This window comes from Streptococcus mitis (assembly GCF_002096735.1).
In the GTDB taxonomy this organism is placed as follows: Bacteria; Bacillota; Bacilli; order Lactobacillales; family Streptococcaceae; genus Streptococcus; species Streptococcus mitis_CZ.
The window spans coordinates 15,185-28,334 of record NZ_NCVC01000015.1 but is presented as its reverse complement, the minus strand read 5'-3'; the positions used below and the strand labels follow the sequence as shown (position 1 = coordinate 28,334).

Sequence of the window (13,150 nt, the reverse complement as noted above, 5' to 3'; positions counted from 1 at the left end):
TTGTGTATTTTTAAAAATTTTAGGATTTTTAACACAAGATATTGATTTTTCTTTTTAGAGTGGTATAATACTTTTTAGAAAGAACATTTTAGAAAAGAGCATGCATATGATTGCACTAGAAGAAAAAATTACAATTTTGCCAACTCTCTTCGTCGAGAAACGAGATGGGAGACGTGTTGTATTTGATGTGGACAAGATTGACAAGGCTCTCCACAAGGCGGCTGACAAGGTTATGGATGTGACACCCTTGGTTGAAAAGCGCCTAAATGCTCTGACCGAGCGAATTGTCACAGAAATTCATAGTCGTTTTCCGCAGGGGGTTAAGATTTACGAAATTCAAAATATCGTAGAACATGAACTCCTTGAAGCCAAAGAATATGCGCTAGCTGAGGAGTATATTACTTATCGGACACAAAGGGATTTTGAGCGTTCAAAAGCGACAGATATCAACTTTAGCATCCATAAACTTCTCAACAAAGACCAGGCCGTTGTCAATGAAAATGCTAATAAAGACAGCGATGTCTTTAATACCCAGCGTGATTTGACGGCGGGGATTGTTGGGAAATCAATCGGACTGCAAATGCTCCCTAAGCACGTAGCCAATGCCCACCAAAAGGGGGATATCCACTATCATGATTTGGATTATAGCCCCTACACACCTATGACTAACTGCTGTTTGATTGATTTTAAAGGTATGTTGGAGAATGGCTTTAAGATTGGAAATGCAGAGGTAGAAAGTCCCAAGTCTATCCAGACTGCGACAGCTCAGATTTCTCAAATTATCGCCAACGTTGCTTCTAGCCAGTACGGTGGCTGTTCAGCTGACCGTATCGATGAAGTTTTGGCGCCTTATGCAGAGAAGAATTACCAAAAACACCTCAAGGATGCGGAAGAATGGGTCTTACCTGACAAACGGGAAGATTACGCTTGGAAGAAAACCCAAAAAGATATCTATGATGCCATGCAATCTCTCGAGTATGAAATCAATACTCTCTTCACTTCAAATGGGCAAACACCTTTTACTTCACTAGGTTTTGGTCTGGGAACCAATCGTTTTGAGCGTGAAATTCAAAAAGCTATCTTGAACATCCGAATCAAGGGACTTGGTTCAGAACACCGCACAGCTATCTTCCCTAAACTTATCTTCACGCTTAAAAGAGGACTCAACTTAGAAGAAGGGACTCCCAACTACGACATTAAGCAGTTGGCTCTTGAGTGTGCAACCAAGCGGATGTACCCAGATGTCTTGTCTTATGATAAGATTATCGAATTGACAGGTTCCTTCAAGGTTCCGATGGGATGTCGTTCATTCCTTCAAGGATGGAAGGATGAAAATGGAGTTGAAGTTAACTCTGGCCGTATGAATCTAGGGGTGGTGACGGTCAATCTTCCTCGTATTGCCCTTGAGTCTGAAGGTGATATGAATAAGTTCTGGGAAATCTTTAACGAGCGGATGAACATTGCAGAAGATGCTCTAGTTTATCGTGTCGAACGGACCAAGGAAGCAACACCAGCAAATGCTCCTATCCTTTATCAATACGGTGCTTTTGGTCATCGTCTAGGTAAAGAAGAAAGCGTTGACCAGCTCTTTAAGAATCGTCGTGCGACAGTTTCACTAGGCTATATCGGTTTGTACGAAGTAGCGACAGTTTTCTTTGGTAACAGCTGGGAAAGTAATCCAGATGCTAAGGAATTCACGCTAGACATCATTCGCGATATGAAACGCCGTGTAGAAGAGTGGTCAGATCAATATGGCTATCATTTCTCTATCTACTCAACACCATCTGAAAGTTTGACAGACCGTTTTTGTCGACTAGATACAGACAAGTTTGGCTCTATTCCTGATATTACAGATAAGGAATACTACACCAACTCTTTCCACTACGATGTTCGTAAAAATCCAACACCGTTTGAAAAATTGGATTTTGAGAAAGTCTATCCAGAAGCAGGTGCGTCGGGTGGTTTCATCCATTATTGTGAGTATCCAGTCCTTCAGCAAAATCCAAAGGCCTTGGAAGCTGTCTGGGACTATGCCTATGACCGTGTGGGCTATCTTGGGACCAATACACCAATAGACCGTTGCTACAAGTGTGACTTTGAAGGGGATTTTGAACCAACTGAGAGGGGTTTTGCTTGTCCTAACTGTGGCAATAGCGACCCTAAAACAGTAGATGTTGTTAAACGAACTTGTGGCTATTTAGGTAATCCTCAAGCGAGACCTATGGTCAATGGCCGTCACAAGGAAATCGCAGCGCGTGTCAAACATATGAATGGTTCAACGATTAAAATAGCTGGCCATCAAGTAACCAATTAGAAAGAAATGAAATGGGAAAATATCAATTAGACGATAAGGGGCGTGCACAAGTGACCCGTTATCACGAGAAACACTCTAAAGGTGGAGCTGGTAAAAAAGAACGCTTGCTCAACCTCAGAGAACAATTTTTAAACAAGAACAAGAAAAAATAAAAGTGAGAGTCAACTCTCGCTTTTCTCATAGTGGGAGGTAAGGATGGAATTACGCAGACCGACAATAGTAGATAAGAAGGCTGTTATAGACATGATGGAGGAATTTGAAAAATATCAGTCGCTTCACGACGGTGGTTTCTGGGATACAGAGAACTTTGTGTATGAAGAGTGGTTGGAAACAAATATGCAAAAAGAGATGGGAATAAACTTGCCTGAAAATCGTGTTCCTTCTATTCAATTTGTATCATTTGATGATGTAGGCCGTGCTCTAGGATTTTTGAATCTGCGATTGAGACTGAATGAGGGTTTATTGAATTATGCTGGTCACATTGGCTACTCCATTCGTCCATCAGAAAGAGTCAAGGGTTATGCTAAGGAAACTCTCCGTCAGGGCTTGCAAGTTGCTAAGGAAAAGAACATCAAGAGAACGCTTGTGACCTGTAGCGTGAATAATCCTGCTAGCAGAGCAGTCATTTTAGCAAATGGTGGGCTCCTTGAGGATGTTCGTAATGGAGTCGAGCGTTATTGGATAGAGGTAGCGAATGAATAATCCAAAACCACAAGAATGGAAAAGCGAAGAACTCAGTCAAGGGCGGATTATTGATTACAAGGCCTTCAACTTTGTAGATGGAGAGGGTGTGCGTAACTCCCTCTATGTATCAGGTTGCATGTTTCACTGCGAGGGATGTTATAATGTTGCGACTTGGTCTTTTAATGCTGGCATTCCTTATACAGCAGAATTAGAAGAACAGATCATGGAAGATCTCGCTCAACCTTATGTTCAAGGCTTGACTTTATTAGGAGGAGAACCCTTCCTTAATACAGGAATCCTTTTGCCACTCGTGAAACGTATCCGGAAGGAATTGCCAGACAAAGACATCTGGTCCTGGACGGGCTATACATGGGAAGAAATGTTGTTGGAAACTCCAGATAAACTGGAACTCTTATCATTGATTGACATTCTTGTCGATGGACGATACGATCGAACTAAGAGAAATCTCATGCTCCAGTTTCGAGGTTCTTCCAATCAACGAATTATCGATGTGCAAAAATCTCTCAAAAGTGGGCAAGTAGTGATTTGGGACAAGCTTAATGACGGAAAAGAAAGCTATGAACAGGTGAAGAGAGAGTAACTTTCTTCCATAAAATACTTAAATAAATGACCCACCAAAAAAGAAAACATTTTCATGTTAAAAATTTTAAAAAAACAGCAACAAATCCCTTGCAATCGCAGGGGCTTTGTGTTATTCTATTATGGTGCTGTAAATTACAGCCTTAGCTTTGATGCAAGAGGTTGCGACACGCTCGGTTGCATTGCCACGCAACACCGCGTCGGTTTTCTTGTGGAGCTAGCCTATTATCTTAAATAGACGAAAAGGAGAAAAAGATGGCAAACAAAAAAATCCGTATCCGTTTGAAAGCTTACGAACACCGTACGCTTGACACAGCGGCTGCAAAAATCGTAGAATCAGCTACTCGTACAGGTGCGCAAGTTGCGGGTCCAATCCCACTTCCAACTGAACGTAGCCTCTACACAATCATTCGTGCGACTCACAAATATAAAGATTCTCGCGAACAATTTGAAATGCGTACACACAAACGTTTGATCGATATCGTTAACCCAACTCAAAAAACAGTTGATGCTTTGATGAAATTGGATCTTCCAAGTGGTGTAAACGTAGAAATCAAACTTTAATCTAAAGCTTGATAACTTGAGCATAAAAAACGCTCGTTAAAAACTTTTTGAATAAAAAATATAGAAAAGGAACTATTTTCTCATGACAAAAGGAATCTTAGGGAAAAAAGTGGGAATGACTCAAATCTTCACTGAAGCTGGCGAATTGATCCCTGTAACAGTTATTGAAGCAACTCCAAACGTTGTTCTTCAAGTTAAAACTGTTGAAACAGACGGATACAACGCTATCCAAGTTGGTTTTGATGACAAACGCGAAGTATTGAGCAACAAACCTGCTAAAGGACATGTAGCGAAAGCTAACACGGCTCCTAAGCGCTTCATTCGTGAATTCAAAAACGTTGAAGGCTTGGAAGTTGGTGCTGAAATCACAGTTGAAACATTCGCGGCTGGAGACGTTGTTGACGTAACTGGTACTTCTAAAGGTAAAGGTTTCCAAGGTGTTATCAAGCGCCACGGACAATCACGTGGACCAATGGCTCACGGTTCTCGTTACCACCGCCGTCCAGGTTCTATGGGACCTGTTGCACCTAACCGCGTATTCAAAGGTAAAAACCTTGCAGGACGTATGGGTGGTGACCGTGTAACAATTCAAAACCTTGAAGTTGTACAAGTTGTTCCAGAAAAGAACGTTATCCTTATCAAAGGTAACGTACCAGGTGCTAAGAAATCTCTTATCACTATCAAATCAGCAGTTAAAGCTGGTAAATAATAAGGAAAGGGGAATACAGTCAAAATGGCAAATGTAACATTATTCGACCAAACTGGTAAACAAGCGGGCGAAGTTGTTCTTAACGATGCAATCTTTGGTATCGAACCAAATGAATCTGTTGTGTTTGATGTGATCATCAGCCAACGTGCTAGCCTTCGTCAAGGAACTCACGCAGTTAAAAACCGCTCAGCTGTTTCAGGTGGCGGACGCAAACCATGGCGTCAAAAAGGAACTGGACGTGCTCGTCAAGGTTCTATCCGCTCTCCACAATGGCGTGGTGGTGGAATCGTCTTCGGACCAACTCCACGTAGCTATGCGTACAAACTTCCTCAAAAAGTTCGTCGCCTTGCGCTTAAATCTGTTTACTCAGAAAAAGTTGCTGAAAATAAATTTGTAGCCGTTGATTCTCTTGAATTTACAGCTCCAAAAACTGCTGAATTTGCAAAAGTTCTTGCAGCTTTGAGCATCGATTCTAAAGTCCTTGTTATTCTTGAAGAAGGAAACGAATTCGCAGCTCTCTCAGCTCGTAACCTTCCAAACGTGAAAGTTGCGACTGCTACAACTGCAAGTGTTCTTGACATCGCAAATAGTGACAAACTTCTTGTTACTCAAGCAGCTATCTCTAAAATCGAGGAGGTTCTTGCATAATGAATTTGTATGATGTTATCAAAAAACCTGTAATCACTGAAAGCTCAATGGCTCAACTTGAAGCAGGAAAATATGTATTTGAAGTTGACACTCGTGCACACAAACTTTTGATTAAGCAAGCTGTTGAAGCTGCTTTCGAAGGTGTTAAAGTTGCAAATGTTAACACAATCAACGTAAAACCAAAAGCTAAACGTGTTGGACGTTACACTGGTTTTACTAACAAAACTAAAAAAGCTATCATCACACTTACAGCTGATTCAAAAGCAATCGAGTTGTTTGCTGCTGAAGCTGAATAATCTAAGGAGGAAATATCGTGGGAATTCGTGTTTATAAACCAACAACAAACGGTCGCCGTAATATGACTTCTTTGGATTTCGCTGAAATCACAACAAGCACTCCTGAAAAATCATTGCTTGTTGCATTGAAGAGCAAGGCTGGTCGTAACAACAACGGTCGTATCACAGTTCGTCACCAAGGTGGTGGACACAAACGTTTCTACCGTTTGGTTGACTTCAAACGTAACAAAGACAACGTTGAAGCAGTTGTTAAAACAATTGAGTACGATCCAAACCGTTCTGCAAACATCGCTCTTGTACACTACACTGACGGTGTGAAAGCGTACATCATCGCTCCAAAAGGTCTTGAAGTTGGTCAACGTATCGTTTCAGGTCCAGAAGCAGATATCAAAGTCGGAAACGCTCTTCCACTTGCTAACATTCCAGTTGGTACTTTGATCCACAACATCGAGTTGAAACCAGGTCGTGGTGGTGAATTGGTACGTGCTGCTGGAGCATCTGCTCAAGTATTGGGTTCTGAAGGTAAATACGTTCTTGTTCGTCTTCAATCAGGTGAAGTTCGTATGATTCTTGGAACTTGTCGTGCTACAGTTGGTGTTGTCGGAAACGAACAACATGGACTTGTAAACCTTGGTAAAGCAGGACGTAGCCGTTGGAAAGGTATCCGCCCAACAGTTCGTGGTTCTGTAATGAACCCTAACGATCACCCACACGGTGGTGGTGAAGGTAAAGCACCAGTTGGTCGTAAAGCACCATCTACTCCATGGGGCAAACCTGCTCTTGGTCTTAAAACTCGTAACAAGAAAGCGAAATCTGACAAACTTATCGTTCGTCGTCGCAACGAGAAATAATATTAAACTAGTCGCTTAAGCAACTAGTAAATCCGCCAGCTCGGTAGCGCTCCTTGTGAGCGCAAGCCGCTGTGGTACAACATTTAAAGGAGAAAATATAAAAATGGGACGCAGTCTTAAAAAAGGACCTTTCGTCGATGAGCATTTGATGAAAAAAGTTGAAGCTCAAGCTAACGACGAAAAGAAAAAAGTTATTAAAACTTGGTCACGTCGTTCAACGATCTTCCCAAGTTTCATTGGTTACACTATTGCAGTTTATGACGGACGTAAACACGTACCTGTTTACATCCAAGAAGACATGGTAGGTCACAAACTTGGTGAATTTGCACCAACTCGTACTTACAAAGGTCACGCTGCAGACGACAAGAAAACACGTAGAAAATAAGGAGAACATAAATGGCAGAAATTACTTCAGCTAAAGCAATGGCTCGTACAGTACGTGTTTCACCTCGTAAATCACGTCTTGTTCTTGATAACATCCGTGGTAAAAGCGTAGCCGATGCAATCGCAATCTTGACATTCACTCCAAACAAAGCTGCTGAAATCATCTTGAAAGTTTTGAACTCAGCTGTAGCTAACGCTGAAAACAACTTTGGTTTGGATAAAGCTAACTTGGTAGTATCTGAAGCATTCGCAAACGAAGGACCAACTATGAAACGTTTCCGTCCACGTGCGAAAGGTTCAGCTTCACCAATCAACAAACGTACAGCTCACATCACTGTAGCTGTTGCAGAAAAATAAGGAGGTAAAATCGTGGGTCAAAAAGTACATCCAATTGGTATGCGTGTCGGCATCATCCGTGATTGGGATGCCAAATGGTATGCTGAAAAAGAATACGCGGATTACCTTCATGAAGATCTTGCAATCCGTAAATTCGTTCAAAAAGAACTTGCTGACGCAGCAGTTTCAACTATCGAAATCGAACGCGCAGTAAACAAAGTTAACGTTTCACTTCACACTGCTAAACCAGGTATGGTTATCGGTAAAGGTGGTGCTAACGTTGATGCACTCCGTGCAAAACTTAACAAATTGACTGGAAAACAAGTACACATCAACATCATCGAAATCAAACAACCTGATTTGGATGCTCACCTTGTAGGTGAAGGAATTGCTCGTCAATTGGAGCAACGTGTTGCTTTCCGTCGTGCACAAAAACAAGCAATCCAACGTGCAATGCGTGCTGGAGCTAAAGGAATCAAAACTCAAGTATCAGGTCGTTTGAACGGTGCAGATATCGCCCGTGCAGAAGGATACTCTGAAGGAACTGTTCCACTTCACACACTTCGTGCAGATATCGATTACGCTTGGGAAGAAGCAGATACTACATACGGTAAACTTGGTGTTAAAGTATGGATCTACCGTGGTGAAGTTCTTCCAGCTCGCAAAAACACTAAAGGAGGTAAATAACCAATGTTAGTACCTAAACGTGTTAAACACCGTCGTGAATTCCGTGGAAAAATGCGCGGTGAAGCAAAAGGTGGAAAAGAAGTAGCATTCGGTGAATACGGTCTTCAAGCTACAACTAGCCACTGGATCACTAACCGCCAAATCGAAGCTGCTCGTATCGCCATGACTCGTTACATGAAACGTGGTGGTAAAGTTTGGATTAAAATCTTCCCACACAAATCATACACTGCTAAAGCTATCGGTGTGCGTATGGGATCTGGTAAAGGGGCACCTGAAGGTTGGGTAGCACCAGTTAAACGTGGTAAAGTGATGTTCGAAATCGCTGGTGTATCTGAAGAGATCGCTCGTGAAGCGCTTCGTCTTGCTAGCCATAAATTGCCAGTTAAATGTAAATTCGTAAAACGTGAAGCAGAATAAGGAGAAGGCATGAAACTTAATGAAGTAAAAGAATTTGTTAAAGAACTTCGTGGTCTTTCTCAAGAAGAACTCGCGAAGCGCGAAAACGAATTGAAAAAAGAATTGTTTGAACTTCGTTTCCAAGCTGCTACTGGTCAATTGGAACAAACAGCTCGCTTGAAAGAAGTTAAAAAACAAATCGCTCGTATCAAAACAGTTCAATCTGAAGCGAAATAATAGACTAGGGAAGGAGAAATTTCAATGGAACGCAATAATCGTAAAGTTCTTGTTGGACGTGTTGTATCTGACAAAATGGACAAGACAATCACAGTTGTAGTTGAAACAAAACGTAACCACCCAGTCTATGGTAAACGTATTAACTACTCTAAAAAATACAAAGCTCATGATGAAAACAATGTTGCCAAAGAAGGCGATATCGTACGTATCATGGAAACTCGTCCGCTTTCAGCTACAAAACGTTTCCGTCTTGTAGAAGTTGTTGAAGAAGCGGTCATCATCTAATCAAACCTGAAAGGAGAAAACTGAAATGATTCAAACAGAAACTCGTTTGAAAGTCGCAGACAACAGCGGTGCTCGCGAAATCTTGACTATCAAAGTTCTTGGTGGTTCAGGACGTAAATTTGCAAACATCGGTGATGTTATCGTGGCATCTGTAAAACAAGCTACTCCTGGTGGTGCGGTTAAAAAAGGTGACGTTGTTAAAGCAGTTATCGTTCGTACTAAATCAGGTGCTCGTCGTGCTGATGGTTCATACATCAAATTTGACGAAAACGCAGCAGTTATCATCCGTGAAGACAAAACTCCTCGCGGAACACGTATCTTTGGCCCAGTTGCACGTGAATTGCGTGAAGGTGGCTTCATGAAGATCGTGTCACTTGCTCCAGAAGTACTTTAATTTTCAGAAACAAACTAGTCCCCTGGATTTACCTCCAGGGTGCCCTTATGGGCGTAAGAAAAATCAAGGAGAAACCTAATGTTTGTAAAAAAAGGCGACAAAGTTCGCGTAATCGCTGGTAAAGATAAGGGAACAGAAGCTGTTGTCCTTACTGCCCTTCCAAAAGTAAACAAAGTTATCGTTGAAGGTGTTAACATCGTTAAGAAACACCAACGTCCAACTAACGAGCTTCCTCAAGGTGGTATCATCGAGAAAGAAGCAGCTATCCACGTATCAAACGTTCAAGTTTTGGACAAAAATGGTGTAGCTGGTCGTGTTGGTTACAAATTTGTAGACGGTAAAAAAGTTCGCTACAACAAAAAATCAGGCGAAGTGCTTGATTAATCACGAAGGAAAGGAGAAGTATAATGGCAAATCGTTTAAAAGAAAAATATCTTAATGAAGTAGTTCCTGCTTTGACAGAACAATTCAACTACTCATCAGTGATGGCTGTGCCTAAAGTAGATAAGATCGTTTTGAACATGGGTGTTGGTGAAGCTGTATCAAACGCTAAAAGCCTTGAAAAAGCTGCTGAAGAATTGGCACTTATCTCAGGTCAAAAACCACTTATCACTAAAGCTAAAAAATCAATCGCCGGCTTCCGTCTTCGTGAAGGTGTTGCGATCGGTGCAAAAGTTACCCTTCGTGGTGAACGTATGTACGAATTCTTGGATAAATTGGTTTCAGTTTCACTTCCACGTGTACGTGACTTCCATGGTGTTCCAACAAAATCATTTGACGGACGTGGAAACTACACACTTGGTGTGAAAGAACAATTGATTTTCCCAGAAATCAACTTCGATGACGTTGACAAAACTCGTGGTCTTGACATCGTTATCGTAACTACTGCTAACACTGACGAAGAGTCACGTGCATTGCTTACAGGCCTTGGAATGCCTTTTGCAAAATAATATAGGAGGTAAATCTAATGGCTAAAAAATCAATGATTGCTAAGAACAAACGTCCAGCGAAGTTCTCTACTCAAGCTTATACTCGTTGTGAAAAATGTGGTCGTCCACATTCAGTTTACCGCAAATTTAAACTTTGCCGTGTTTGCTTCCGTGAATTAGCTTACAAAGGACAAATCCCTGGTGTAACAAAAGCATCTTGGTAATTTAAGATATCAAGGGCGTCAAAACTCTAAGTGAAAATAGGAAACTTGACGAAGAAACTGAAGTTTCTAGGAAAGTTTATCTTTTTCACACAGAGTTTAGCTCGGGTTCAGTTGGGCTTGCCAATTTGAACACGAGCTACAGCTTTGGCAAAAAAGACCAATTTTCTTTGGAGCTTCGCTCCTACATCAAATTGCCTATTTTTGCTCTTGCTGTTACGCTCTTTGTATCATGTATTAACTAGCAAGTGCAACTTGCAAACTACTAGTAAGAGGAGAAAAACAAAATGGTTATGACTGACCCAATCGCAGACTTCCTAACTCGTATTCGTAATGCTAACCAAGCTAAACACGAAGTACTTGAAGTACCTGCATCAAACATCAAAAAAGGGATTGCTGAAATCCTTAAACGCGAAGGTTTTGTAAAAAACGTTGAAATCATCGAAGATGACAAACAAGGCATCATCCGTGTATTCCTTAAATACGGACCAAACGGTGAAAAAGTTATCACTAACTTGAAACGTGTTTCTAAACCAGGACTTCGTGTCTACAAAAAACGTGAAGACCTTCCAAAAGTTCTTAACGGACTTGGAATTGCTATCCTTTCAACTTCTGAAGGTTTGCTTACTGATAAAGAAGCACGCCAAAAGAATGTTGGTGGAGAAGTTATCGCTTACGTTTGGTAAAATCAAGATACAAAGCTCGTAAAGAACAAAGCAAAATTAGAAAGTTGGAGAAGTTTGTTTACAAACAAGCCAACTTATCTATTTTGCACAGTTCTTAGAGCGTGTTCAGTTCAGCTCTTGAACTAAATAAGTATCTGAACCCCGTGAAAACTGGCCGTTCTGGCCTGACAATTTAACAGGAGAAAATAAACATGTCACGTATTGGTAATAAAGTTATCGTGTTGCCTGCTGGTGTAGAAATCACTAACAATGACAACGTTGTAACTGTAAAAGGACCTAAAGGAGAACTTACTCGTGAGTTCTCAAAAGATATTGAAATCCGTGTGGAAGGTACTGAAGTAACTCTTCACCGTCCAAATGATTCAAAAGAAATGAAAACTATCCACGGAACTACTCGTGCCCTTTTGAACAACATGGTTGTTGGTGTATCAGAAGGATTCAAGAAAGAACTTGAAATGCGCGGGGTTGGTTACCGTGCACAACTTCAAGGATCTAAACTTGTTTTGGCTGTTGGTAAATCTCATCCAGACGAAGTTGAAGCTCCAGAAGGAATTACTTTTGAACTTCCAAATCCAACAACAATCGTTGTTAGCGGAATTTCAAAAGAAGTAGTTGGTCAAACAGCTGCTTACGTACGTAGCCTTCGTTCACCAGAACCATATAAAGGTAAAGGTATCCGTTACGTTGGTGAATTCGTTCGCCGTAAAGAAGGTAAAACAGGTAAATAATGTTGAGTGGTTGAGTCTCAACCACCAACCTATTTTCCAACTTTGTGCATAGCACACGATTTAAAACTAAAGAGGTGAAAACTGTGATTTCAAAACCAGATAAAAACAAACTCCGCCAAAAACGCCACCGTCGCGTTCGCGGAAAACTCTCTGGAACTGCTGATCGCCCACGTTTGAACGTATTCCGTTCTAATACAGGCATCTACGCTCAAGTGATTGATGACGTAGCGGGTGTAACGCTCGCAAGTGCTTCAACTCTTGACAAAGAAGTTTCAAAAGGAACTAAAACTGAACAAGCCGTTGCTGTCGGTAAACTCGTTGCAGAACGTGCAAACGCTAAAGGTATTTCAGAAGTGGTGTTCGACCGCGGTGGATATCTATATCACGGACGTGTGAAAGCTTTGGCTGATGCAGCTCGTGAAAACGGATTGAAATTCTAATAGGAGGACACTAGAAAATGGCATTTAAAGACAATGCAGTTGAATTAGAAGAACGCGTAGTTGCTGTCAACCGTGTTACAAAAGTTGTTAAAGGTGGACGTCGTCTTCGTTTCGCAGCTCTTGTTGTTGTTGGTGACCACAACGGTCGCGTAGGATTTGGTACTGGTAAAGCTCAAGAAGTTCCAGAAGCAATCCGTAAAGCAGTAGATGATGCTAAGAAAAACTTGATCGAAGTTCCTATGGTTGGAACAACAATCCCACACGAAGTTCTTTCAGAATTCGGTGGAGCTAAAGTATTGTTGAAACCTGCTGTAGAAGGTTCTGGAGTTGCGGCTGGTGGTGCAGTTCGTGCCGTTGTGGAATTGGCAGGTGTGGCAGATATTACATCTAAATCACTTGGTTCTAACACTCCAATCAACATTGTTCGTGCAACTGTTGAAGGTTTGAAACAATTGAAACGCGCTGAAGAAGTTGCTGCCCTTCGTGGTATTTCAGTTTCTGATTTGGCATAAGAAAGGGGATAAAATGGCTCAAATTAAAATTACTTTGACTAAGTCTCCAATCGGACGCATTCCATCACAACGTAAAACTGTTGTAGCACTTGGACTTGGCAAATTGAACAGCTCTGTTATTAAAGAAGATAACGCTGCTATCCGTGGTATGATCACTGCAGTATCTCACTTGGTAACAGTTGAAGAAGTAAACTAATGAATTTTTAGGGGATGTGCACTATACCATCCCCTAAAACTAGATATAGTCAT

24 protein-coding genes are annotated in these 13,150 nt (G+C 41.4%); all 24 read left to right on the top strand.

Features of this window, described 5'->3' with window-relative positions; translation table 11 throughout:
- Positions 1 to 106: 106 nt before the first annotated feature.
- The 24 genes from nrdD (at position 107) to rpmD (ending at position 13,097) form a co-directional block, all read left to right on the top strand.
- Complete coding sequence (gene nrdD, locus B7703_RS04500) at positions 107 to 2,314, top strand: anaerobic ribonucleoside-triphosphate reductase (RefSeq protein WP_049546964.1); 2,208 nt, start codon at positions 107 to 109, stop codon at positions 2,312 to 2,314.
- A gap of 11 nt (positions 2,315 to 2,325) precedes the next feature.
- Positions 2,326 to 2,466 carry a hypothetical protein gene (locus tag B7703_RS04495; protein ID WP_000521618.1) on the top strand — a complete coding sequence of 47 codons (141 nt, stop codon included), beginning with the start codon at positions 2,326 to 2,328 and terminating at the stop codon, positions 2,464 to 2,466.
- A 43-nt stretch (positions 2,467 to 2,509) separates the two neighbouring features.
- Positions 2,510 to 3,016: a GNAT family N-acetyltransferase gene (locus B7703_RS04490; RefSeq protein ID WP_084923788.1), complete on the top strand. Its 507-nt coding sequence runs from the start codon at positions 2,510 to 2,512 to the stop codon at positions 3,014 to 3,016.
- Entirely contained in the window at positions 3,009 to 3,599 is a 591-nt protein-coding gene (nrdG, locus tag B7703_RS04485) for an anaerobic ribonucleoside-triphosphate reductase activating protein (protein WP_045612364.1), read from the top strand. The genes B7703_RS04490 and nrdG overlap by 8 nt, the downstream gene beginning before the upstream one ends.
- Before the next feature lie 254 nt (positions 3,600 to 3,853).
- Positions 3,854 to 4,162 carry a 30S ribosomal protein S10 gene (rpsJ, locus tag B7703_RS04480; protein WP_001284513.1) on the top strand — a complete coding sequence of 103 codons (309 nt, stop codon included), beginning with the start codon at positions 3,854 to 3,856 and terminating at the stop codon, positions 4,160 to 4,162.
- 82 nt (positions 4,163 to 4,244) lie between these two features.
- A complete protein-coding gene (gene rplC / locus B7703_RS04475) occupies positions 4,245 to 4,871 on the top strand; it encodes a 50S ribosomal protein L3 (RefSeq protein ID WP_000160197.1) in 627 nt (208 codons plus the stop codon).
- Between the two features lie 24 nt (positions 4,872 to 4,895).
- A complete protein-coding gene (rplD, locus tag B7703_RS04470) occupies positions 4,896 to 5,519 on the top strand; it encodes a 50S ribosomal protein L4 (RefSeq protein WP_000024547.1) in 624 nt (207 codons plus the stop codon).
- A complete protein-coding gene (locus B7703_RS04465; protein ID WP_001055347.1) occupies positions 5,519 to 5,815 on the top strand; it encodes a 50S ribosomal protein L23 in 297 nt (98 codons plus the stop codon). The genes rplD and B7703_RS04465 overlap by 1 nt, the downstream gene beginning before the upstream one ends.
- A 17-nt stretch (positions 5,816 to 5,832) precedes the next feature.
- Positions 5,833 to 6,666, top strand: a complete 834-nt coding sequence (gene rplB, locus B7703_RS04460; RefSeq protein ID WP_000512911.1) for a 50S ribosomal protein L2 — start codon at positions 5,833 to 5,835, stop codon at positions 6,664 to 6,666.
- A gap of 103 nt (positions 6,667 to 6,769) precedes the next feature.
- A complete protein-coding gene (gene rpsS / locus B7703_RS04455) occupies positions 6,770 to 7,051 on the top strand; it encodes a 30S ribosomal protein S19 (RefSeq protein ID WP_000533766.1) in 282 nt (93 codons plus the stop codon).
- An 11-nt stretch (positions 7,052 to 7,062) separates the two neighbouring features.
- Positions 7,063 to 7,407, top strand: a complete 345-nt coding sequence (gene rplV / locus B7703_RS04450; RefSeq protein WP_000818137.1) for a 50S ribosomal protein L22 — start codon at positions 7,063 to 7,065, stop codon at positions 7,405 to 7,407.
- Positions 7,408 to 7,419: 12 nt separating this feature from the next.
- A complete protein-coding gene (gene rpsC, locus B7703_RS04445; protein WP_000529936.1) occupies positions 7,420 to 8,073 on the top strand; it encodes a 30S ribosomal protein S3 in 654 nt (217 codons plus the stop codon).
- A gap of 3 nt (positions 8,074 to 8,076) precedes the next feature.
- On the top strand, positions 8,077 to 8,490 hold the full coding sequence (gene rplP, locus B7703_RS04440) for a 50S ribosomal protein L16 (RefSeq protein WP_000960946.1): 414 nt from the start codon (positions 8,077 to 8,079) through the stop codon (positions 8,488 to 8,490).
- Between the two features lie 9 nt (positions 8,491 to 8,499).
- Positions 8,500 to 8,706 (top strand): 50S ribosomal protein L29, encoded by a 207-nt coding sequence (rpmC, locus tag B7703_RS04435; protein ID WP_000772918.1) that lies wholly within the window; start codon positions 8,500 to 8,502, stop codon positions 8,704 to 8,706.
- A 24-nt stretch (positions 8,707 to 8,730) separates the two neighbouring features.
- A complete protein-coding gene (gene rpsQ / locus B7703_RS04430; RefSeq protein ID WP_000440801.1) occupies positions 8,731 to 8,991 on the top strand; it encodes a 30S ribosomal protein S17 in 261 nt (86 codons plus the stop codon).
- Between the two features lie 25 nt (positions 8,992 to 9,016).
- A complete protein-coding gene (rplN, locus tag B7703_RS04425) occupies positions 9,017 to 9,385 on the top strand; it encodes a 50S ribosomal protein L14 (protein ID WP_000616545.1) in 369 nt (122 codons plus the stop codon).
- Between the two features lie 78 nt (positions 9,386 to 9,463).
- On the top strand, positions 9,464 to 9,769 hold the full coding sequence (gene rplX, locus B7703_RS04420; RefSeq protein WP_000497691.1) for a 50S ribosomal protein L24: 306 nt from the start codon (positions 9,464 to 9,466) through the stop codon (positions 9,767 to 9,769).
- A gap of 23 nt (positions 9,770 to 9,792) precedes the next feature.
- Entirely contained in the window at positions 9,793 to 10,335 is a 543-nt protein-coding gene (gene rplE, locus B7703_RS04415) for a 50S ribosomal protein L5 (protein WP_000013542.1), read from the top strand.
- Positions 10,336 to 10,352: 17 nt separating this feature from the next.
- Entirely contained in the window at positions 10,353 to 10,538 is a 186-nt protein-coding gene (locus B7703_RS04410; RefSeq protein WP_001085697.1) for a type Z 30S ribosomal protein S14, read from the top strand.
- A gap of 284 nt (positions 10,539 to 10,822) precedes the next feature.
- Positions 10,823 to 11,221 (top strand): 30S ribosomal protein S8, encoded by a 399-nt coding sequence (rpsH, locus tag B7703_RS04405; RefSeq protein ID WP_000245504.1) that lies wholly within the window; start codon positions 10,823 to 10,825, stop codon positions 11,219 to 11,221.
- A gap of 191 nt (positions 11,222 to 11,412) precedes the next feature.
- Positions 11,413 to 11,949 (top strand): 50S ribosomal protein L6, encoded by a 537-nt coding sequence (gene rplF, locus B7703_RS04400; RefSeq protein WP_000086626.1) that lies wholly within the window; start codon positions 11,413 to 11,415, stop codon positions 11,947 to 11,949.
- Between the two features lie 83 nt (positions 11,950 to 12,032).
- A complete protein-coding gene (gene rplR, locus B7703_RS04395; protein WP_000624044.1) occupies positions 12,033 to 12,389 on the top strand; it encodes a 50S ribosomal protein L18 in 357 nt (118 codons plus the stop codon).
- A 17-nt stretch (positions 12,390 to 12,406) separates the two neighbouring features.
- Complete coding sequence (gene rpsE, locus B7703_RS04390; protein ID WP_000874202.1) at positions 12,407 to 12,901, top strand: 30S ribosomal protein S5; 495 nt, start codon at positions 12,407 to 12,409, stop codon at positions 12,899 to 12,901.
- Positions 12,902 to 12,914: 13 nt separating this feature from the next.
- The gene (gene rpmD / locus B7703_RS04385; RefSeq protein WP_000057241.1) at positions 12,915 to 13,097 is read left to right on the top strand and encodes a 50S ribosomal protein L30; all 183 of its coding nucleotides are present in this window, start codon (positions 12,915 to 12,917) and stop codon (positions 13,095 to 13,097) included.
- Positions 13,098 to 13,150 lie beyond the last annotated feature (53 nt).

Bases quoted from the DNA above. Each gene is read 5' to 3' on its own strand.
- rpmC (WP_000772918.1), top strand. From the start codon at position 8,500: ATGAAACTTAATGAAGTAAAAGAATTTGTTAAAGAACTTCGTGGTCTT.
- B7703_RS04410 (WP_001085697.1), top strand. From the start codon at position 10,353: ATGGCTAAAAAATCAATGATTGCTAAGAACAAACGTCCAGCGAAGTTC.
- rplP (WP_000960946.1), top strand. From the start codon at position 8,077: ATGTTAGTACCTAAACGTGTTAAACACCGTCGTGAATTCCGTGGAAAA.
- B7703_RS04490 (WP_084923788.1), top strand. From the start codon at position 2,510: ATGGAATTACGCAGACCGACAATAGTAGATAAGAAGGCTGTTATAGAC.
- rpsJ (WP_001284513.1), top strand. From the start codon at position 3,854: ATGGCAAACAAAAAAATCCGTATCCGTTTGAAAGCTTACGAACACCGT.
- rplD (WP_000024547.1), top strand. From the start codon at position 4,896: ATGGCAAATGTAACATTATTCGACCAAACTGGTAAACAAGCGGGCGAA.
- rpsH (WP_000245504.1), top strand. From the start codon at position 10,823: ATGGTTATGACTGACCCAATCGCAGACTTCCTAACTCGTATTCGTAAT.
- rplE (WP_000013542.1), top strand. From the start codon at position 9,793: ATGGCAAATCGTTTAAAAGAAAAATATCTTAATGAAGTAGTTCCTGCT.
- rpmD (WP_000057241.1), top strand. From the start codon at position 12,915: ATGGCTCAAATTAAAATTACTTTGACTAAGTCTCCAATCGGACGCATT.
- nrdG (WP_045612364.1), top strand. From the start codon at position 3,009: ATGAATAATCCAAAACCACAAGAATGGAAAAGCGAAGAACTCAGTCAA.
- rplN (WP_000616545.1), top strand. From the start codon at position 9,017: ATGATTCAAACAGAAACTCGTTTGAAAGTCGCAGACAACAGCGGTGCT.
- rplC (WP_000160197.1), top strand. From the start codon at position 4,245: ATGACAAAAGGAATCTTAGGGAAAAAAGTGGGAATGACTCAAATCTTC.
- B7703_RS04465 (WP_001055347.1), top strand. From the start codon at position 5,519: ATGAATTTGTATGATGTTATCAAAAAACCTGTAATCACTGAAAGCTCA.
- nrdD (WP_049546964.1), top strand. From the start codon at position 107: ATGATTGCACTAGAAGAAAAAATTACAATTTTGCCAACTCTCTTCGTC.
- rplX (WP_000497691.1), top strand. From the start codon at position 9,464: ATGTTTGTAAAAAAAGGCGACAAAGTTCGCGTAATCGCTGGTAAAGAT.
- rplF (WP_000086626.1), top strand. From the start codon at position 11,413: ATGTCACGTATTGGTAATAAAGTTATCGTGTTGCCTGCTGGTGTAGAA.
- rplV (WP_000818137.1), top strand. From the start codon at position 7,063: ATGGCAGAAATTACTTCAGCTAAAGCAATGGCTCGTACAGTACGTGTT.
- rpsQ (WP_000440801.1), top strand. From the start codon at position 8,731: ATGGAACGCAATAATCGTAAAGTTCTTGTTGGACGTGTTGTATCTGAC.
- rpsS (WP_000533766.1), top strand. From the start codon at position 6,770: ATGGGACGCAGTCTTAAAAAAGGACCTTTCGTCGATGAGCATTTGATG.
- rpsE (WP_000874202.1), top strand. From the start codon at position 12,407: ATGGCATTTAAAGACAATGCAGTTGAATTAGAAGAACGCGTAGTTGCT.
- B7703_RS04495 (WP_000521618.1), top strand. From the start codon at position 2,326: ATGGGAAAATATCAATTAGACGATAAGGGGCGTGCACAAGTGACCCGT.